13 protein-coding genes are annotated in these 18,987 nt (G+C 72.7%); 9 read left to right on the plus strand and 4 right to left on the minus strand.

Translation table 11 applies throughout. The features are described from left to right. Positions 1–162 precede the first annotated feature (162 nt). The 4 genes from ACTIGN_RS28480 to ACTIGN_RS28495 all read right to left on the minus strand — a co-directional run bounded on the left by ACTIGN_RS28480 (position 163) and on the right by ACTIGN_RS28495 (position 6,066). Positions 163–1,557 (minus strand): DUF1501 domain-containing protein, encoded by a 1,395-nt coding sequence (locus tag ACTIGN_RS28480; RefSeq protein WP_439630289.1) that lies wholly within the window; start codon positions 1,555–1,557, stop codon positions 163–165. Between the two features lie 91 nt (positions 1,558–1,648). Then, entirely contained in the window at positions 1,649–4,375 is a 2,727-nt protein-coding gene (locus ACTIGN_RS28485; protein ID WP_439630291.1) for a PSD1 and planctomycete cytochrome C domain-containing protein, read from the minus strand. A gap of 108 nt (positions 4,376–4,483) precedes the next feature. Then, the gene (locus ACTIGN_RS28490; protein ID WP_439630292.1) at positions 4,484–5,482 is read right to left on the minus strand and encodes a DUF1559 family PulG-like putative transporter; all 999 of its coding nucleotides are present in this window, start codon (positions 5,480–5,482) and stop codon (positions 4,484–4,486) included. A gap of 287 nt (positions 5,483–5,769) precedes the next feature. After that, positions 5,770–6,066, minus strand: a complete 297-nt coding sequence (locus tag ACTIGN_RS28495; protein ID WP_439621242.1) for a hypothetical protein — start codon at positions 6,064–6,066, stop codon at positions 5,770–5,772. Between the two features lie 473 nt (positions 6,067–6,539). Here ACTIGN_RS28495 and ACTIGN_RS28500 point away from each other — a divergent pair, with 473 nt between their 5' ends. The 9 genes from ACTIGN_RS28500 to cheB all read left to right on the plus strand — a co-directional run bounded on the left by ACTIGN_RS28500 (position 6,540) and on the right by cheB (position 18,983). Then, positions 6,540–6,995, plus strand: coding sequence for a hypothetical protein (locus ACTIGN_RS28500; protein WP_439630294.1), 456 nt, complete (start codon positions 6,540–6,542; stop codon positions 6,993–6,995). Positions 6,996–7,227: 232 nt separating this feature from the next. Continuing rightward, the gene (locus tag ACTIGN_RS28505) at positions 7,228–7,692 is read left to right on the plus strand and encodes an RrF2 family transcriptional regulator (protein WP_439630296.1); all 465 of its coding nucleotides are present in this window, start codon (positions 7,228–7,230) and stop codon (positions 7,690–7,692) included. A 694-nt stretch (positions 7,693–8,386) separates the two neighbouring features. Beyond that, the gene (locus ACTIGN_RS28510) at positions 8,387–9,637 is read left to right on the plus strand and encodes a response regulator (RefSeq protein WP_439630298.1); all 1,251 of its coding nucleotides are present in this window, start codon (positions 8,387–8,389) and stop codon (positions 9,635–9,637) included. An 85-nt stretch (positions 9,638–9,722) separates the two neighbouring features. Then, positions 9,723–10,088, plus strand: a complete 366-nt coding sequence (locus tag ACTIGN_RS28515) for a response regulator (RefSeq protein ID WP_439630300.1) — start codon at positions 9,723–9,725, stop codon at positions 10,086–10,088. A 16-nt stretch (positions 10,089–10,104) separates the two neighbouring features. Next, positions 10,105–11,823 (plus strand): chemotaxis protein CheW, encoded by a 1,719-nt coding sequence (locus tag ACTIGN_RS28520; protein WP_439630302.1) that lies wholly within the window; start codon positions 10,105–10,107, stop codon positions 11,821–11,823. Between the two features lie 68 nt (positions 11,824–11,891). Continuing rightward, a complete protein-coding gene (locus ACTIGN_RS28525) occupies positions 11,892–14,171 on the plus strand; it encodes a methyl-accepting chemotaxis protein (RefSeq protein WP_439630304.1) in 2,280 nt (759 codons plus the stop codon). Positions 14,172–14,186: 15 nt separating this feature from the next. Then, entirely contained in the window at positions 14,187–15,017 is an 831-nt protein-coding gene (locus ACTIGN_RS28530) for a CheR family methyltransferase (protein ID WP_439630306.1), read from the plus strand. A gap of 17 nt (positions 15,018–15,034) precedes the next feature. Beyond that, positions 15,035–17,944: an Hpt domain-containing protein gene (locus tag ACTIGN_RS28535; RefSeq protein WP_439630308.1), complete on the plus strand. Its 2,910-nt coding sequence runs from the start codon at positions 15,035–15,037 to the stop codon at positions 17,942–17,944. Between the two features lie 13 nt (positions 17,945–17,957). Beyond that, positions 17,958–18,983 carry a chemotaxis-specific protein-glutamate methyltransferase CheB gene (cheB, locus tag ACTIGN_RS28540; protein ID WP_439630310.1) on the plus strand — a complete coding sequence of 342 codons (1,026 nt, stop codon included), beginning with the start codon at positions 17,958–17,960 and terminating at the stop codon, positions 18,981–18,983. The last annotated feature ends 4 nt before the right edge of the window (positions 18,984–18,987 follow it).

Raw genomic sequence — 18,987 nt, forward strand, 5'->3', positions numbered from 1 at the left:
GGGCGGCGGGTTTTCCCCCGGCCGCCCGCAAATGCCACCCCTGCCGCCCGGTTGACGCTCCTCAACGGCAACCCGAACGGTCGCGGCGCGCCGCGACCACCGCCCACCGGGTGCTCTCTCCGGACACCCGGCGAACCGGCGACAGGGGCAGTTCCCGGTGTGTCATTGAATGACTTCCTTCACCACGTTGCCCTTCACGTCGGTCAGGCGGAAGTCGCGGCCCGCGTACCGGTACGTGAGCTTCTCGTGGTCCAGGCCCATGAGGGCCAGCAGGGTCGCGTGGAGGTCGTTCGTGTGCGTCCGGCCCTCGACGGCGCGGATGCCGTACTCGTCGGTCGCCCCGAAGGTCGCCCCGGCCTTGACGCCGGCCCCGGCCAGGAACATCGAGTACCCGGTGATGTTGTGGTCCCGGCCGTCGGCCCCCTGCGAGGTCGGCTGGCGGCCGAACTCGCTGCCGAAGAGCACGAGCGTGTCCTCGAGCAGCCCGCGCTGCTCCAGGTCCGCGAGCAGCGCGCCGGTCGGCTGGTCGATCGAGCTGCACCGGTTGATGAGCCCCTTGTGCAGGTTGTTGTGGTGGTCCCAGCCGGGCTGGCAGATCTCGACGAACCGGACCCCGGCCTCGTTGAGCCGCCGGGCCATGACGCACTGCCGGGCGAACGCCGCCGTGTGCTTCTCGTTCGTGCCGTAGGCGTCGAGCAGCTTCGTGGGCTCGCGCGACACGTCGAGCAACTCGGGCACCTTGCCCTGCATCTTGAACGCCAGCTCGAACGACTCGATGACGCCGTCCACCGCGTCGGGCGCGCCCGGGGCCGCGGCGAGGTCGCGGTTCATCCCCTGGATCAGGTCGAGTTGCCTCCGCTGGAGATCGGTCTCGGTCTGGGCCCTCAGGTTCGGCAGGTAGCCCACGTCGTTGATGCGGGTGCCCTGGAAGTGGGCCGGGAGGAACGCGCTGCCGTAGTTCACCGCCCCGCCGAAGTTCGGCGGCGGGTTGATGGTGACGTACCCCGGGAGGTCCTGGTTCTCGGTGCCGAGACCGTACAGGAGCCACGCGCCCATGCTCGGCCGGGTGAGGGCGGCGTTGGCGCTGCCGGTGTGGAGCTGCACGACCGCCTGCGGGTGCGCCGGGGTGTCGGTGTGCAGCCCGCGGAGCCACGCCATCTTGTCGGCGTGCTTGGCGAGGTTCGGGAGCAGCTCCGAGAACCACGACCCGGTCTCGCCGTACTGCTTGAACTTGAACTTCGACCCGGTGAGCGTGCCGCCGCCGGGGCCGGGCTTGCCGTTGTCCCTCACGAGCTGCGGCTTGTACTCGAACGTGTCGTGCTGCGACATCGCCCCGTTCATGTGGACGAAGATGAGCTTCTTCGCCCTGGCGGGGAAGTGCGGCGCCTTCGGGGCCAGCGGCTTGGCGACCGCGGCCCGCTCGGCGGCGCGGGCCTGCTCGCCGAGGATGCCGGCGAGGGCGACCATGCCGAACCCGGCGCTGGCGGTCTTCAGCACCTGCCGGCGCGACACCGGGAGTGCGGAGTGCGGATTGCGGTGTGCGGAATCAGCGAACATCGGGGGCTCCGTATATCTTTGTCGTGAGTGTTTGGGGTTCGGGGGGAGTGCGGGACGGGTTTGATTCCGCACTCCGCACTCCGCATCGGGTTCAGCGAACGAACCGGAACTCGGCGCTGCCGAACAGGGCCTGCGTGAACGCGGCCCAGGCCGCGGTGCGGGCGTCCGCCGGGAGGATCAGCTCCTCAGTGACCGCCTCGCCGGTCTGGTCGATCTGGTCCGGGTCGAACGGCTCCTCCTCGTCCGTGGGCTTGGCGGTGTTCTTCGCCGGCCGCGGGGCCGGGGCGAGGTTCTCCGGGTACAGCGGCCGGGCCTCCGACTCGAACTCGCCGATGAACGCCCGCGCCCGCTCCAGCTCCTTCGGGGCCGGCTCGCGGCCGAGGGCGGCGCGGTACGCGGCGCGGATCCGCTCGGCGTCGGTCGCGGACTTGTCCTTCAGGAGCCGGTCGGCCAGCGCCAGCGCCTGCTTCCGCACGAACGGGCCGTTCAGCAGGTACAGCGCCTGGCCGGGGACGGTGGTGGTGTCGCGGGTGCCGGTGACGAGGGTCTGCTCGACCGGGTCGAACGCCTCCAGCGCGTGCGGGACGACGCCGCGGAGCAGCGGCAGGTACACGCTCCGGTGCGTGCTGGCGTCGGCCTTCTCGTTGATGGCCCGCGCCTCGGGGCCGTTGTCCCGCATCTCGATCATCGCCAGGTCGCGGGCCGGCGAGCCGTGCGGCCGCTTCAGGTCGAGGGTGCCGGCCACGGCCAGGGTCGCGTCGCGGAGCTCCTCGGCGGTGAGCCGCCGCGGGCTGTGCCGCCACACGAGCCGGTTGGCCGGATCGGCGTTCACGTTCGCCGCCGGGGCGTCGGAGCTGAGCTGGTAGGCGCGGGTCAGCACGAGTTGCCGCACGAGCCGCTTCACCGACCACCCGTCGGCGACGAACCGGTTCGCGAGGTGGTCGAGGAGCTCGGGGTGCGACGGCGGGCCGCCGGTGACGCCGAAGTTGTCGACCGTGTTCACGATCCCGGTGCCGAACAGGTTCTGCCACGCGCGGTTCACGGCCACCCGCGGGGTGAGCGGGTTCTTCGGGCTGGCGAGCCACTCGGCCAGTTCGCGGCGGCCGCTCTGCTCGCGGTTCACCGCCGGCGCGCCCGGCACCTCGAACGCGCCGACGAACCCGCGGGGGACGGTCGGCCCGAGCTTCTCGGCCTCGCCGCGGATGCGGACCTCGGTGTCGGCCACCGCGGCCGCGTCGCGGACCCCGTGGACCGCGAACCCGCGGGCCGCCGGGTCGGTCAGCGCGAGCACCTTGGCCTGGGCCCGGTCGTACTTCTGGCGGTACTGGAACTGGAGCGGGCGGCCGTTCGGCTGGGTCCTGAGCCCGGCCGGGGTGCCGCGGATCGCGTCCCACGCGGCCTTCGCCTCGGCCGCCTCGGCCCGGAGCTTCTCGACCTCGGCCGTCTCGACCGGCGGCACGAACGACGTGAGCCGGACGAGGTTGGACGGGACGTAGTACGCGAGCCCGCCGCCGCCCATCTGGTTCCGCAGCCCCGAGGCGTTCTCGGTGCTGGTGAAGATGCCCGCGAGCGAGTAGTAGTCCGCCTGCGTGACCGGGTCGAACTTGTGGTCGTGGCACCGGGCGCAGCTCACCGTCAGCCCGAGGACCGAGCGGGTCACGGTGTCGATCTGCTCGTCGACGTTGTCCATCACGAACCGGATCTTGAACCGCTGGTTCACGTCCTTCACGCCCAGCGCGAGGAACCCGGTCGCGGTCAGCAGCCGGTCCTGCTCGCGGAAGAACTCCTCCGGGAACCGGACCGGGGCGAGGAAGTCCCACCCGGTCTCGGTCCGCACGCCGCCGGCCCTGAACTGCTTCGCGGCCCCCTCGGCGGCGATGAGGTCGCCGGCGATCTGCTCCCGGACGAACCGGTCGAACGGGACGTCGGCGTTGACCGCGTCGATGACGTAGTCGCGGTACTTCCAGGCGTGCGGGTACGGGATGTTCCGCGACGGGCCGGTGCTCTCGCCGTACCGGGCCACGTCGAGCCAGTGCCGCCCCCACCGCTCGCCGAAGTGCGGCGACGCGAGGAGCCGGTCCACGACCTTCTCGAACGCGTTCGGGGAGGTGTCCTTGACGAACGCATCGACCTCGGCCGGCGTCGGGGGCAGGCCCGTGAGGTCGAAGGTGGCCCGGCGGATCAGCGCGACGCGGTCGGCGTCGCCCACGGGCCCGAGCCCCTTGGCCTCGAGCTGCGCGAGCAGGAACCGGTCCGCGTCGTCGCGCGCCCAGGCGGCGTCCCTCACCGCGGGCACGGCCGGGGTCTTGAGCGGCCGGAACGCCCAGTGCTCCTTCTTGAGTTGCTCGTACTCGGGCCGCACCTTGCCGAGCGACGCGGGGACGCGCAGCGCCGGCCACGTGGCCCCGTCGGCGATCCACTTCGAGAGGATCTCGGTCTGCTCCGGGGTCAGGTGCTCGCCCTCGAGCGGCATCCGCCGCTTCTTGTTCTCGGGCGTGGTGCGGGTGATCAGCGGGCTCTTCTCGGGCTTGCCGGGGACGACGGCCGGGCCGGTGTTGCCGCCGAGGAGCAGGCCGTTGCGGTCGTCGACGCGGAGCCCGCCGGCCGGCTTGGTGTCGGCCGAGTGGCAGTGGTAGCAGTGGTTCACCAGGACCGGCCGCACCTTCTTCTCGAAGAACTCGACCTTGGCCGGGTCGGTCGGGTTGGCGCGCGGGTCGGGCTTCGCGGTCGGCGCGTCGGCCGCGGCTGTTTCCGCTGCGGCCGCGCTGGCGAGCAGCACGAATGCGAGCGGGGCGACAAGTCGTCGGATCGAGACCATTTGGAGCTGCCCTTGGTTCAAGCGTGGTCGTGTGTGGTGTAGTTCAGAGGGAAACGGTTCCGGATGACCCACCGCCCGAACGTACGAGGTGCGTTCGGGCGACCTTCGTCAGGGGAGGGTCACGACGTTGCCATCGTTGGGCACGCCAAGGTTCTGGAGCACGGCGATGTCCAGGTTGCTCGGAATCGCCCGGACGCTCCCGTCCGCGAGGGTGAACATGCACACGCCGGTGTGGGGCCCGCCGAAGCACTGGTTGGACGGAACGGGACTGGTCGTGGACGTCTTGGGGTCCGCGATGATCGGGTTCGGCGGATCAGTCGGCCTGGCCGGGTTCACGCCGACGAAGCGGCGGAAGGAATTCGGCACTTGCGAGTTGAACACGCTTCGGTCCTCGTTCTTCCCCTCGAGCGACCCCGGCCGGATGAACTTCTCCCCGAAGATGATCGTGTTGCTCGTCCCGTCGGTGATGCTCAGAAGGGTGGTGCTCCCGCGCCACGTCTGCAGGACCGCGCCGGGGCCGCTCTTGTTGAACTTACCGTTGCCGGTCACGTACGCACCACCGACCAGTCCGGCCTGACCGGTGGCGAGCCGCATGGCACCGTCGTTGTTCGCCGTCCCGGCGACACTCGCGTAGTCCGACAGCCCGCCGGACCGCGGGGTCAGCATCGCACCGGGTTCAGTCGCGTAGGCGGCTTCGGTGCTCAACTTGCCCGGGGTTCGCCGGGACGGGCAGATGTACCCCTTGACGACGATCGCCACCGGGTCGAGCCCGTTCGGGCCGACCGCGGGTTGCTCGGCGTAGCGGAGCGTCAGGTCCCAGTTCCGGTAGGCGGGCTCCTGCTCGAGGTACGGGAGAATCAGCACGGCCCAGGTCGCCCAGTCGTTCGCGATGCGATCGGGCGGGAGCGTGCCGTAGGCGCTTTCGTAGTTGTGCGAGGCCAGACCGATCTGCTTCATATTGTTGCTGCACTGCATGCGGGCCGCTGCCTCGCGAACCTTCTGCACCGCCGGGAGCAGGAGGCCGATGAGAACGGCGATGATGGCGATGACGACGAGCAGTTCAATGAGCGTAAAACCGCGTCGGCGGTGGCTCTCGTGACCGTGCATTCCAAGCTCCTCTCGGGCCACACGGGCGCGCACGTGAGGTTGCGCCGGCCGTGGGCGTAAGCGCGGCGCGGCGACGGGCCGTGCCGATATCGGTCGGGCGAACGAGGCGAGAGATAGGTCGGTCGCGCGACGCCCGGTGAGGAGCCGGTGGTGTGCGTCGGCGGTCCGGTCGAGAGAGATGCGGGCCGAAGAGGCGCCCCCGATGAGGAGTCGGGGGAGTCGTCGCGGGGCGCGGCGGCGAGGGGCCGCGGCAGGTCGTCAACCGTCAGCGGGCCGGTCGGCCCGGGTCACTTCTTGCCGGGGAGCTTGATCTCGGTCACCGCCCTGTCCTTGGTGGTGATCTCGAACTTGGCCCCGGCCTTGGCCTTCTCGTCGAAGTACTTCAGGACGTTCTCGAGCTTGGCGTCCCTGTCGCCCCGCTTCACCTTGGTGTCGTCGGTGACCGCGTAGGTGGCCTCCTTGGCCCCCTCCTTCACCGTCAGCTCCTTCTTCTCCTTGTCGAACTTGACGAACTCGACCTCGCCCGCCAGGGCCAGGCCGAGGGTGGAGGCGAGGGCCAGAGCGCTCAGCGCGAACTTCCGCATGGTGCGTCCTCGGTGCGACGGATTCCGGCGCCCGGCGGTTCACCGCCCGCGTCGGCGTCCTGCTTATATATGACTATATCGATGCACTTGATCAAGATGCTTCAGTCTCTTTCGCCGATTTCAGGTCCCCGGGGCCTCGCACTTTGTCACCTTCTGGGAATGCGAGTCGCGGAGGGGGGCACGCCGATCAAGGAAAAGTCAGAAATGCGGAATCATTTTGAGGGCGGCTCGATTGTTCCCGTTTCTGCGCGACTCCACGCAGCCGTGGCTTCAGCGCGTGCCCGTGTTACGGGTTAGGGAATCACCGTTCTAGTGAGTCGTCATTTGTCGCGGCCTCACACCGTTGGGTGCGTTGAATGTCCACCGCGGTTGTCGCAATTGCAACCGGTCGAACCCGGTTTATCATCATCATCGTCGCAGCAAACCTCAACACCGGCACCGCCGCCGGCAGTCACGACAAACGGGAGACGACCATGGTGACCGCGATGATGAACCCGATGACCGCCACCAGCACCACCGGCACGAACACCGGGATGGGGATGCCGATGCCGACCGGCATGGCCCCGAACATGGTGATGGTGCCCCGCTGCAAGATGAAGATGGAGAAGTGCGCGGGCGGGATGAAGATCACCTGCACCTGCACCGACCCGGCCGCCTGCGCCATGATGCAGAACCTCTGCAAGATGATGGCCGGCGGGATGGTGTCGTGCTGCTGCATGATGAACGGCATGATGGTGTGCTGCTGCAACCTGACGATGGGCATGTGCAAGTGCGAGATGACGACCGACGGGTGCTGCGTCACCTGCACCAGCGGCGACGCCGAGTGCTGCAAGATGATCCAGTCGTGCTGCGACTGCATGGCCGCCTGCATGGCCGCCGGCTGCACCTGCTGCATGACGATGGGCGGCACCCCGGTGTGCTGCTGCTGAGCCCGCCCCCGACCGAGCGACGCGGCCCGACTCTCTCCCGGTGACGCGACACCCGACCGACCCGCCGATCTTCGGCGGGTCGGTCTCATTTTGGGTGGGTCTGCGCTCCGACCAATCTCACCCGCCTGAAACATCACTTTGTTAACTCGATAACTTGACACAGAACGTGCGAGGTGATAAATATCGACTGAAGTGATCGAGATTCGCCCTGACGCCGGACGCGGGGGGAGCCGTGAGACTGTCTCGCAAAACGGACTACGCCCTGAGGGTGTTGTTCACGCTGGTCGATCGGCGTGGCGAAGGCCCGATCTCGATGTCGGCCCTGGCCAAGCAGAACGACGTGCCGAAGCGGTTCCTCGAACACATCATGCTCGATTTGAAATCGCAGGGGTGGGTGGAGAGCACGCCCGGTCGCACCGGCGGGTACGTCCTGGCCTGCTCACCCGAGGACGTCACGCTCGGGCAGGTCGTTCGGTTCTTCGACGGCGTCATCGCCCCGGTCGGGTGCGTGTCCGTCACCAACTTCGAGGGGTGTAGTCAGGCCGCGACGTGCCGGTTCCGGCGCATCCTCCTCGACATCCGCAACATCACCGCCGCCCACCTCGACAACGCCACGCTGGCCCAGGTCGCCCGCAACAAGCCCGTCTCCGAGGGCGAGGTTCTTAGCCTCACACTCATCGGCGGCGACGGCATTTAGTTCTACAGCCGTACTGAATCGTCGGGCGGTTTGGCTTTTCTTTTCTTGTCGTGCGACCCGCGGCCCCGGTTTGGTGAGATCTCCGCCACTCGGACCAGGCGACCGCCTTGTCCGCCGACGACAGTCGGTCCCGCACCAGTCGGAGCAGCGGTTCCCTTACCCCTGGTACCGTCAGGGGGATGAGCTTCGGCTCCCCTGGCTCCGGAGAGTTGGGTGGCGTCGCCGCCAGTCGTAGCCGCGCGGCCCCTTCGACCCGTCCCCGAAACTCAGCCGGTGCCACGCGTCGGCCGGGACCTGGGCGACCCACCCGCACCACACTGGGTGGCTCTCCCAGGTGTGCACGATCCTCGCCACCCTCCCACACGCGCACCAGACGTGGGAGGAGGCCGCGGGGATCGACGCCGAGGCCAGGAGCCAGGACGCCGCGGGGTTCGCGGCACTCGACGCGGTCACGGGCGGGGCCGAGTTCGGTATCGAAGGGGCGCCTTGGCGGTGCAACGCGAGGGTCGCCCGGCCGGGACTCACTCACCCGCACGAAATTAATCATGGCGACTGAAGCGTCCGGCTCGAAAACCTGCCCAAGCAAAGAACTTCCGACAAACTTCTCTCGTGTTTCTTGACACCGGCACGTGGTGAACCACAATCGGGTTGTCATGAGACCTCCCCGCTTTTGACAAAGAAAAGAGGACACTCCGTGCCCTCGATCGCCCAGTCGTTGTCGTCCGGTCAAGTTACGACTCTGCTCCGCGAAGCCCTGACCAGTGCCAGGGCCGGCGACACCGCGCGGAGTCACAAGCTGTTCCAGCAGATCACGAGTCTCGACCCGGGTAACGAGGCGGCCTGGTTGTGGTACGCGAACACCGCCGCGGACCCCGCGGAGGCGGTGCGCGGGGTGCGAGCGGCGCTCGGGCTGAACCCGCAAAGTGCGCCCGCCCTCGCGGCCCTCCCCGTCGCCCTGTTCCGGGCCGGCGTCGCCGCCGCAAAGGCCAAGGACCGGGAGCGTGCGGCCCAGTTCCTCGCGGACGCGACGGACGCCGACCCCTCGAACGAGGGGGCCTGGCTCTGGCGGGCCGGCGTGTGCGACGACCCCGCCCTCTCCCTCGAGTACCTCGAGCGCGTGCTGAAGATCAACCCGACCCACGCCCAGGCGCGGGAGGGCATCGCCCGCCTCCGGGCGCAACTCGCCCCGGCCTGGTGCTGCCCCGTCTGCGACCACCGCCCGACCAGCGCCCCCCCGGACGCCGAAACCTGCCCGCGCTGCCGCGCGGTCGTCACGCTGAGGCGCCCCGAGGCGTTCGAGCGGCCGCCGGCGGCCCTCGACCACGCGGCCCTGAAGGACGGCGCGAGGCGGTTGAAGAGCGCCTGGGCGGCGTCCGGGAGGGCGGAGGCGGCCTTCGGGCTCGGGCTCGCCCTGCTCAACTTGGGCTTCGCCGACGAGGGCGTCCGGGCGCTCGAGACGGCGGCCCGCGCCCCCGACTCGAACCCGGAGTGGCGCGAGGGCGTGGCCCGCCTCGTCGCGCACCGGCGGGCGGCGAAGCACCGGGGGGCGGCCCCCAAAGTGCCCCCCCGCATCCCCGTGATGGTCGTGGACGACAGCGCCACCGTCCGCACTCTGGTGTCCTCCGTGCTCACCGGCGCCGGGTACCACGTCGTCGCGGCCGACGGGGCCGAGGAGGCCTCCCGCCTCATCAGCGCCGGCAACCTCCCGCGGCTCTTCATCCTCGACGTGAACATGCCCGGGGTCGACGGGTTCGGGTTCTGCAAGGTGCTCCGCGGTAACGCCGAAACCACTGAGATCCCGGTCGTGTTCCTCACGGGCAAGACGGGCCTCCTCAACAAGCTCCACGGCCGGTGGGTCGGGGCCGCGGAGTACCTCACGAAGCCGTTTGAGAACGAGAAGCTGCTCGACACCGTTGCGCGGCTCACGTCCGCGTCGCGGGCCTGACGAGCCCACCCCGCGCGCCCCGTTGGACGCCCCGCCGGTCCGCCGGCGGGACCGCTTTGCCCTCCCCTTACGAAGGAACTGACCGATGCCCGGTGACGCGATCATGGTCGTCGACGACAGCCCCACGGAACAGCGCCTCGTCGTCAGCCTGCTGCAGGCGAAGGGCTACCGGGTCATCACCGCGGTCGACGGCGACGACGCGATCGAGAAGGCCACCCGCGAGCTACCCAGGCTCATCCTGCTCGACGTGGTGATGCCCAAGAAGAACGGCTACCAGGTGTGCCGCCACCTCAAGACGACGCCCGAGACTCAGCACATCAAGGTGCTCATGCTCACGACCAAGAGCCAGGACGCGGACAAGTTCTGGGGGATGAAGCAGGGCGCGGACGGGTACCTCACGAAGCCGTTCGACAACGCCGAACTGCTCAGCAGCGTGGCCCGGTTCTGCTGACCCGCGGAGACGCCCGATGCCGCTCGACCAACGGACCGCGGCCCCCGCCGCCCCCGATGACTCCGACCTGCCCGACTGGCTGACGGGCGGGGCGCCGGACTCCGGCGCGCCGCTCCTGGCCGACCTGCCCGAGCTCGGGGTCCCGGACCCGCCGGAGGTGCTGGCCCCGCCGGCCGGGGGGCTCGGCGCCCCGGCCGCGCCCTGCGGCGCCGCAGCCGGGGCGCCGCCCGCACCGGCTTTCTCCCCCCCGCGGGAGGCGCAGCGCGGCTGGCGGTTCACGCGGCAGGACGTCTCGCACCTGCCCACCGACGGGCCGGACGAGCGGTCCTACCGGTTCCACGTCTCGAACACCTCCCGGACGCGGGCGTTCGAGTGCGCGGTCGAGTTCCCGCTGCCGCCCGGGTGCGGCGCCTTCCGGGCGTCCGGGACCCCGAAGCGGACGGGGGCGGGCCTCGAGTGGGGCCTCGGAACCCTCGCCCCAGGGGCCCGCGTGGAGTTGTCGGTGTGGCTGCCCCTCTCGGACGAAACCGCCCCGATGCGGTACGCGCCGGCCGCCGTCCGGATTGCGACCCGCCCCGCGGAGTCGCCCGCCGGCGCACACCAACCCCCGCCCCGTCTGGCCGACGTCGCCGACCGGGTACCTGTTGAGCCCGAGGGGGCGGGCGGTACCCCCGACACGTGCGAGCGGGCGGCCCCGGCCGCCGCGCCCGCCGAGGACGACGCCCCTGGGACCGGGCACCGCGGCACCGGTTCCCGAGCGGAGCAGTCGGCCGAGGCGCCCGGAGACGGACCCGCCGAACTGGCGCCCGACACGCCCGCGGCGGGCGCGCCCGCGGAGTTCGGGGCCCCTCCTGCTGCCCTGGTGGTGTCCGTCACCGCCCCCCCGCGGGTGGAGTTGGAGGAGGAGTTCGCCTGCCACGTGTCGGTCGCGAACCGGACGGCCAGCCCCGCGGCCGGGTTGCGGGTGCGGCTCCCGGTGCCCGAGGAACTCGTGTTCCGGGGGGCCACACTCGGGGGCACCCTGTCGACCGCGGGCGACCACGTCGAGTGGCCGCCCGCCGACCTCGAGCGGGGGGCCGTCTGGGGGGCCGAAGCCAGGTTCGCCGGGTTCGCCCCGGGCCACGCCCGCCTCGGGGTCACCACCTCGGCGGGCGGCGTTCCGGACGGCTCCGCCGAGGCCCGCCTCGACTGCGTCCTCCGGTCGGGGGCGGGCGGGACGACGCTGGCGGCGATTCTCGAGGGGCTGGCGCTGCCCGCGCCCGGGGCGGACGGTCCGGCGGTCGCCGCGGGCGCGCGGTCGGGCGAGCGGCACCTCGTCGTCCGCGCCGCCCACGCCAGCCTCGCCCTGCCGCTGTGCCACGTCCGGGACGTCCTGCGGCCCCTGCCGCTCACCCCCCTGCCGGGCGTCCCCGAGTGGGTGGCCGGGGTGGCGAACGTCCGCGGCGAGGTCGTCACCGTGATCGACCTCGCCGGGTTCCTGGACCTGGGCGACGACGCCCCCCGCCGGGGGCTCGTGGTCGCCCAGGGCGGCGACGGCTGCGTGCTCGGCCTGCTGGTGGGCGAGGTCGCCGGCATCCGGCCGGTGGCGGCCGACGCCGGCCCGCCCGTCGAGAACCGGCTCTCCCGCTTCGTCACGGGGGTCGGCGCGGACGCCGGCGGGATCGTGCACCGCCTCGCGGTCGTGGAACTGTTGTCCGCAGTGGAAGCCGAACTCGGCGACCCGGCCACTGCGTAGTCACCGGGTCGCCGGACATTCGTACCGACTTCGGCCCGGTCCCCGGGCCCTCTCCCCGAGGTCCGCCCATGGCACGCTCCCGCCTCCTCGACCGGCTCAGCGTCTCGCGCCTGCCCCTGTGGCAGAAGTGCGCGCTCATCGCCGTGCCCTTCCTCCTCCCGATCGCGGCCCTCCTCTACGCCGTGGTCGACCAGAGCAGCGAGCAGATCGCCACCGTCCACAAGGAGCAGCGGGGGCTCGAGTACCTCCGCCCGCTCCGCCAGCTCGCGTTCCACCTCGCGGCCCACCGGGACCTCAGCGCCCGGGTCGCCACCGGGGACAAAGCGGCCGAGGCGGACCGCTCCCGCGTCGCCGGCCTGGTCGAGGAGTCGATCCGCGAGGTCGACCAGGCCGACCAGCGGCTCGGGGCCGAGTTCAAGACCCCCGAGACGAAGCGGTGGCAGAAGGTCAAGGACGAGTGGGCGGCCCTCCGGGCGGCGGGCCCCGCCGCGGCCGACGCGACGTTCCAGCGGCAGACCGACCTGATCACCGCGGCCCTGGACCTGAGCACGGACGTGTGGGAGTACTCGACCCTCGCCCTCGACCCCGTGGCCGAGACGTACTACCTCCAGGACATCATGATCGCCCGGTCCGTGGCCGGGACCGAGGACCTCGCCCAGCTCCGGACGATCACCGCGGCGGCCGCCCGCCGGCCGGGCGGCGCGCTGGCGGACGACGAGCGGATCCGGGTGAACGTCCTCATCGGGCAGATCGAGCAGACCCGCAACGCGATCGACAAGGAGGTCCGGAACGCGGTCCGGGCCAACGCCGCGCTGAAGGGGCGGCTGGAGGGGGCGGCCGAGGACTACCGGTCCAAGGTCGACACGTTCCTGGGCCGGGCCCGGACCGCCCTGGGGGGCGAGGCCAACGAGCGGGCGGGCGCCGCCGAGCTCGCCGCCGCCGGGGCCGACGCCGTGGTCGCGTCGGGCAAGCTGTACGACGCGTACGAGCCGCCGCTGGGCGAACTCCTCGCCGCCCGCGCGGCGCAGCACCGGCGGGTCACGGCGTGGCTGGCCGGCGGGACCGCGGCGGCCCTCGTCCTCGTCGGGCTCGTGGTGCTCCTGGTGACCCGGGCGATCGTCCGCCAGGTGAGCGGGCTCAACGACCTGTTCGCCAAGATCGAGGCCGGCGACTTCAAGTCGCGGGCCGAGGTCACCTCCGCCGACGAGCTCGGGCGGATGGCCCGGTCGCTCAACGCGATGCTCGACAAGACGCTCGTCCTCGTCCAGTCGAAGGACGAGAAGGAGGAGATCCAGCGGTCGATCATGAACCTCCTGAACGAGGTCAGCGCCGTGGGCCAGGGCGACCTCCGCAACGACGTGACGGTGTCGGCCGACATCACCGGCGCGATCGCGGACTCGTTCAACTACACGATCGAGGCGCTCCGGAAGATCATCAACCGCGTGCAGGCCACGACCGCCCGCGTGTCCACGTCCGCGACCGAGATCCACTCGTCCGCCGAGCACCTGGCGGGCGGGGCGGAGGACCAGGCCGAGCAGATCGTCAGCGTGTCGGCCGCGCTGGACGAGATGGCGACGAGCATCCAGCAGGTGTCGGAGAACGCCGCGACCTCCTCGGCGGTCGCCCAGCAGGCCCTCCTGAACGCCCGCCAGGGCAACTCCGCCGTCCGGGGGACGATCGACGGGATGAACCGCATCCGCGAGCAGGCCCAGGAGACGGCCAAGCGGATCAAGCGGCTCGGCGAGACGACCCAGGAGATCGGCCAGATCGTGCAGCTGATCGACGACATCGCCGACCGCACCGGCATCCTCGCCCTGAACGCGTCCATCCAGGCGGCCGCGGCGGGCGAGGCGGGCCGCACGTTCGCGGTGGTCGCCGAGGAGGTCGAGCGGCTCGCGGTCCGCTCGACCGACGCGACCAAGAAGATCGCCGCCCTGGTCCGCGCGATCCAGGTCGAGACGAACGAGGCCGTGGCCGCGATGGAGCGGAGCATCCAGGAGGTCGTCGGCGGCTCGAAGGTGGCCAACCAGGCGGGCCAGTCGCTGGCCGAAATCGAGACCGTGTCGGTCAAACTGGCCGAACTGATCCAGTCGATCTCGCACGCGGCCAAGCAGCAGGCCCGCGGGTCCGAGGCGCTGGCCCGGTCGATGGCCGACATCAACGAGATCACGCACAACACCGCCGCCGGGACCAAGCAGACCGCCGCGTCGGTCGACGACCTGGCCAAGCTCGCCGACGAGCTCCGGTCCTCGCTGAGCACGTTCAAGCTGCCGGCGGGGGCGGCCGAGGTCGCCCAGCACCAGGCCGCGGGCGGCCAGGCCAACGGCCGCCGCGACCTGGCGGTCTGACCCGGGGAGGGGGCCGTGCCGCCACCGACCGCGGAGGGCGCGCCCGACGGCTGGCGCGCCTACGTCGAGGAGCGTTCCGGGATGGCTTTCGCCGGCGTGCGGGCCCGCGTCCTCGGAGCGGCCGTCGCCGCCCGGGCCGCCGCCGCGGGCTGCGGCACCGCGGACGCGTACGTCCGGCACCTGGCCGGGGCGGCCGGCGACGCCGAGTGGCACCGGCTTCTCGCCCTGCTCCTCAACCGCGACACGCGGTTCTTCCGCGACCCCCCGGCGCTCGCTGCCCTCACCGGGATGGCGCTCCCGGAGCTGCGCCGCCGGCCCGGCGGGCGGGACCGGGTCGCGGTGTGGAGCGCCGGGTGCTCGACGGGCCAGGAGGCGTACTCCGTCGCGATCGCGTGCCTCGCCGACCCGGGGCACGCGGGGCAGGGGGTCGAGGTCCTGGGAACGGACGTGTGCCGCTCGGCCCTGGCGCGGGCGGCCGTGGGGGCGTACCGGGCCCACGAGCTGGTCGGCGTGCCGCCCGACCTGAAGGGCCGGTTCTTCGAGCCGCAGGGCGGCCGGCCGGGGGCGGGGTTCCGGGTCGCGCCGGGCGTCCGGGCCGCGGTCCGGTTCGAGCGGGGCGACCTCCTCGGGGGCGACGTGCCTGCGGCCCGGGACGTGGTGTTCTGCCAGAACGTCCTGATCTACTACCGCCCGGACCGCCGGGCGGAGATCCTGGGGCGGCTCACCCGGGCCCTGGCCCCCGGCGGGTACCTGTTCCTCGGTGCGGCCGAGGCGGTCGGGGTCCCCACCCCGGGCCTGGACCTGATCCGGCTCGACGACGCCTGGGTTTACCGGCGGACCTGTTGACCACACTGGAGGCGCCCGTGTCGCCGCTCGCACGCGAAATCATGCTCGGGTTCGTGGCCGAGGCGAACTCGTACCTCCCGGCCATCGAGGCCGGGTTCGCCGAGTACCGGGCGGACCCGGCCCGGCCCGGGACGCTCGAGGAGGCGCACCGGTGCGTCCACACGATCAAGGGCGCGTCGGCGATGGTGGGGCTGCCCGAGTTGAGCCACGTCGCGTTCCACCTCGAGGAGATGGTCGAACAGTTGCTCCACGAGCCGGGCGAGGCGAGCCCGGCCCTCGTCGACGGGGTCCACGTCGCGGTCGGGTTCATCCGGCGGTACCTCGAAGGCGTCGAGGCCGGGCAGGCGGCCCAGCCGGCGCTCGCCGCCGAGGCCCTCCGGCACGTCCGCGGGCTCCGCGGGCTCCCCGAAGAGGAGGCCCCCCCGGGCGTGCCCGAACCGGCCCTTCAGGTCGGGCCGGCGCCCGCACCCAGCGCCGGGCCGGACGACGCGCTCGACCTCCCGCTCCCCGACTTCTCGGCGGGGCCGCCGGTGGCGGGGCCCGAGGACCTCGCCCTCCCGGACAACTTGTTCGACGAACCGGGCGATCGGGAGCCCCCCCCGCCCCGGAGCGAGGCGGCCCCGTGGGAGGTGGTGGCGGCCTTCCGGGCCGAGGCCGAGGAGCACGTCCGCACCCTGGCGACGCTCCTGCCCGAGGCGCGGAACGACCTGACCAACCGGGAGCGGTGGGACGCGATCCGCCGCGCCGCGCACACGCTGAAGGGGTCGGCGGGTCTGGCGGGCTTCGGGCGGGTGACCCAACTCGCCCACCGCATGGAGGACCTGCTCGACCTCTACCACGACGCGGGCCGGGCCGCCACCCCGGTGGAGGTCGACCTGCTGCTGGCGGGCGCGGACCTGATCGCCGACGAAATCGAGGGGCGGGCCGGGGGCGAGCGGTTCGCGGCCGCCCTCGCGCAGCTGGACGGCGTGCTCGGGTCGGCCGGGGAGGCCTCGGCCGCTGTGCCCGGCGCGGGTGCCGGTGCCGCGCCCGCGGCCGCACCGGCACCCGCGCCGGAGGACGCCGGCCGGTTCGTCAGGGTGCCGATCGAGCGGCTCGACGAGGTCTCGCGCCTGGTCGGCGAGTTGGTGATCGCGCGGACCACCCTGGAACAGAAGGTGGCCCACCTGTCCCACGCCCTCGCGGAGGCCCGCCCCTCCGTCGACCGCCTCGGCCGCGTCTCCAACCGGATCGAGGTCGGGTACGAGGCGAGCGCGCTGGTCGGCGGCGGCGGGGCCGCGGTGGAGCCGGAGGCGGGCCCCGGGGGCCCCGACGGCGGGGACGAGCGGTTCGACGAACTCGAACTCGACCGGTACACGGTGTTCCACCTCTTGACCCGCGAGCTCGCCGAGACCACGGCCGACGTCCAGGCGGTGCACGGCGAGTTCGGCCACCTGCTCGGGGACGTGGACGGCGAGCTCTCGCGGCAGGCCCGGCTGGCGAGCCAGATCGAGGAGCACCTCATGCACCTCCGGACCGTGCCGCTGGCGACCGTCTCCGCCCGCCTGCACCGCACGGTGCGCACGGCGGCCGCGGCGGCCGGGAAGGTGGCCAACTTCGTGCTCCAGGGGGAGCAAACCGGGCTCGACAAGACGGTCCTCGAGGCCCTGGCGGACCCGCTCCTGCACCTGCTCCGGAACGCGGTCGACCACGGGCTGGAGGCCCCCGAGGTGCGGGTCGCGGTGGGCAAGGCGGCCGCCGGGACCGTCACGCTCCGGGCCGCCCGCGAGGGGGCCCACGTCGTCCTGGGGCTGTCCGACGACGGCGCGGGGATCGACTACGCGGCCGTCCGCGCGGCCGCGGTCGCGAAGGGGCTGGCCTCGCCCGAGGAGGTCGCGGCGGCGTCCGACGACGAGGCGGCCGAGTTCCTCTTCCGGCCGGGGTTCACCACCCGCGGGGAGGTGTCGGAACTCTCCGGGCGGGGGATCGGGTTGGACGTCGTGAAGACCCGGATCGAGGCGCTCAAGGGGACCGTGGCGGTCGCGTCCGCGGCGGGCCGGGGGACGACCTTTACCGTCCGCCTGCCCATGACCCTGGCGGTGGTGCGGGCCCTGCTCGTGCGGGCGGGGGGCCAGGTCTACGCGATCCCGCTGGAGGCGGTCCAGCAGATCCTGAGGCCCTCGGACGACGAGTTGGACCGGTTCGGCCGCGACCCCGTGCTCAGGGTGGGCGGCGCGGTCCACCCCCTGGTGCCACTGGTCCGCGCCCTCCGGGCGGGGGGCAGCGAGGGCAGCGACCCCCGGGCCCCGGTCGTGGTTGTGAGCGCGGCCGGGAAGCGGGTGGCGCTCCGGGTCGACCAGCTGCTCGGGGGGCGCGAGGTCGTCGTGAAGCCGCTCGGGCGGCCCCACAAGCGGCTGCACGGCGTCTCCGGGGCGACGTTCCTCGGCGACGGCAGCGTGGTGCTGATCCTGAACCCGGCGGAGCTGGTCCGCGGGACCGGGGCGGGCGGGTGGGCCCGCCCGGCGGGGGCGGCCCAGGCCGCCCGCTCGCGCGAGGGCTCGCGGGTCCTCGTCGTCGACGACTCGCCCAGCGTCCGCCGGGTCCTCACCCTGCTGCTGCGGGGCGCGGGCTGGCAGGTCGTCGTCGCCAAGGACGGGGTGGAGGCCCTCGAGGTGCTCCACCGCGGGACCGACCTCCCGGACGTCGTCCTGACCGACGTGGAGATGCCCCGCATGGACGGGTACGAGCTCCTGTCGACGGTGCGCCGGGAGGCGGCGCTGTCGCACCTGCCGGTGGCGATCCTCACGTCCCGGTCCGCCGACAAGCACCGGCGGAAGGGCCTCGACCTCGGGGCCTCGGCCTACGTGGTCAAGCCGTACCAGGACCGGCACCTGCTCGACGTCCTCCACCAGCTCATGCGGGCGGGCCACCAAGCCCCGACCGCGTGACGGGCCCGTACCCATGACACCCCCGCCCATCCGCGTGCTGCTCGCCGACGACTCGCCGTCCGTCTGCCGGGTGCTGGCCGCCCACCTGGGGCCGGCGGCCGGGTTCGAGGTCGTCGGGGTGGCGCACTCCGGGGAGGCCGCGACGGAGTTGGTCGCCGCGACCCGGCCGCAGGTCGTGACGCTCGACCTGGAAATGCCGGGGATCGGGGGGCTCGCGGCGCTCGACTGGATCATGGCGCACCGGCCGACGCCCGTCGTGCTCCTGACCGGCGTGACGGGCGGGGCGGCCCGCCAGACCGTGGCGGCGCTGGCCCGCGGCGCGGTCGACTTCCTCCCGAAGTACTCCCCCGGCCGGGACCCGGACCCGGCCGCGTTCGCCGCCGAGGTCGCGGCCAAGGTCCGCGCGGCGGCCGGGGTGCGGGTGATCCGGTCGCTCTCCCAGCGGGCCGGGCCGCCCCCCGCCCCCTGCGCCCGTGGGGCCCCGCCGGTGGCCGTGGTGGTCGGCGCGTCGACCGGCGGGCCGGCGGCCGTCCGCGAGTTTCTGGCCGCGCTCCCGCCCCAGTTCGAGGCGGGGGTCCTGGTCGTCCAGCACCTCCCGGCGGAGTTCACCCGGGACCTCGCCGCGCTGCTCGCCCGCCAGACCGGCCTCGACGTCCGGGAGGCCGCCGACGGCGCCCGCATCCGGCCGCGGGCCGTGCTCGTCGCGCACGGCGGGGCCCACTCGTCCGTCGCCCCCGGCGGGGTCGTCCGGCTGACCCGGGGCCCGAGGGTGCGGGGCTACCGCCCGTCGATCGACGTCGCGATGGAGTCGGCCGTGCGGGCGTTCGGCCCGGCGGCCGCGGGCGTGCTCCTGACCGGGATGGGGGACGACGGCGTCCGCGGGCTCGCGGCGATCCGCGCCGCCGGCGGCCGGACGTTCGCCCAGGACGAGGGCTCCTCGGTCGTGTTCGGAATGCCGCAGCGGGCGGCCGAGGTCGGGGCCGCGGGCGAGGTCGACACCCCGGCGGGCATCGCGGCGCGTCTGGGTAGTCCGAGGTAGCAAC

This window comes from Gemmata sp. (genome assembly GCF_051859125.1).
Taxonomy (GTDB): domain Bacteria; phylum Planctomycetota; class Planctomycetia; order Gemmatales; family Gemmataceae; genus Gemmata.

What these genes read in the sequence shown, in the direction of transcription:
- ACTIGN_RS28480 (WP_439630289.1), bottom strand. Translation starts at nt 1,557, where the DNA reads ATGTTCGCTGATTCCGCACACCGCAATCCGCACTCCGCACTCCCGGTG.
- ACTIGN_RS28485 (WP_439630291.1), bottom strand. Translation starts at nt 4,375, where the DNA reads ATGGTCTCGATCCGACGACTTGTCGCCCCGCTCGCATTCGTGCTGCTC.
- ACTIGN_RS28490 (WP_439630292.1), bottom strand. Translation starts at nt 5,482, where the DNA reads ATGCACGGTCACGAGAGCCACCGCCGACGCGGTTTTACGCTCATTGAA.
- ACTIGN_RS28495 (WP_439621242.1), bottom strand. Translation starts at nt 6,066, where the DNA reads ATGCGGAAGTTCGCGCTGAGCGCTCTGGCCCTCGCCTCCACCCTCGGC.
- ACTIGN_RS28500 (WP_439630294.1), top strand. Translation starts at nt 6,540, where the DNA reads ATGGTGACCGCGATGATGAACCCGATGACCGCCACCAGCACCACCGGC.
- ACTIGN_RS28515 (WP_439630300.1), top strand. Translation starts at nt 9,723, where the DNA reads ATGCCCGGTGACGCGATCATGGTCGTCGACGACAGCCCCACGGAACAG.
- ACTIGN_RS28520 (WP_439630302.1), top strand. Translation starts at nt 10,105, where the DNA reads ATGCCGCTCGACCAACGGACCGCGGCCCCCGCCGCCCCCGATGACTCC.
- ACTIGN_RS28525 (WP_439630304.1), top strand. Translation starts at nt 11,892, where the DNA reads ATGGCACGCTCCCGCCTCCTCGACCGGCTCAGCGTCTCGCGCCTGCCC.
- cheB (WP_439630310.1), top strand. Translation starts at nt 17,958, where the DNA reads ATGACACCCCCGCCCATCCGCGTGCTGCTCGCCGACGACTCGCCGTCC.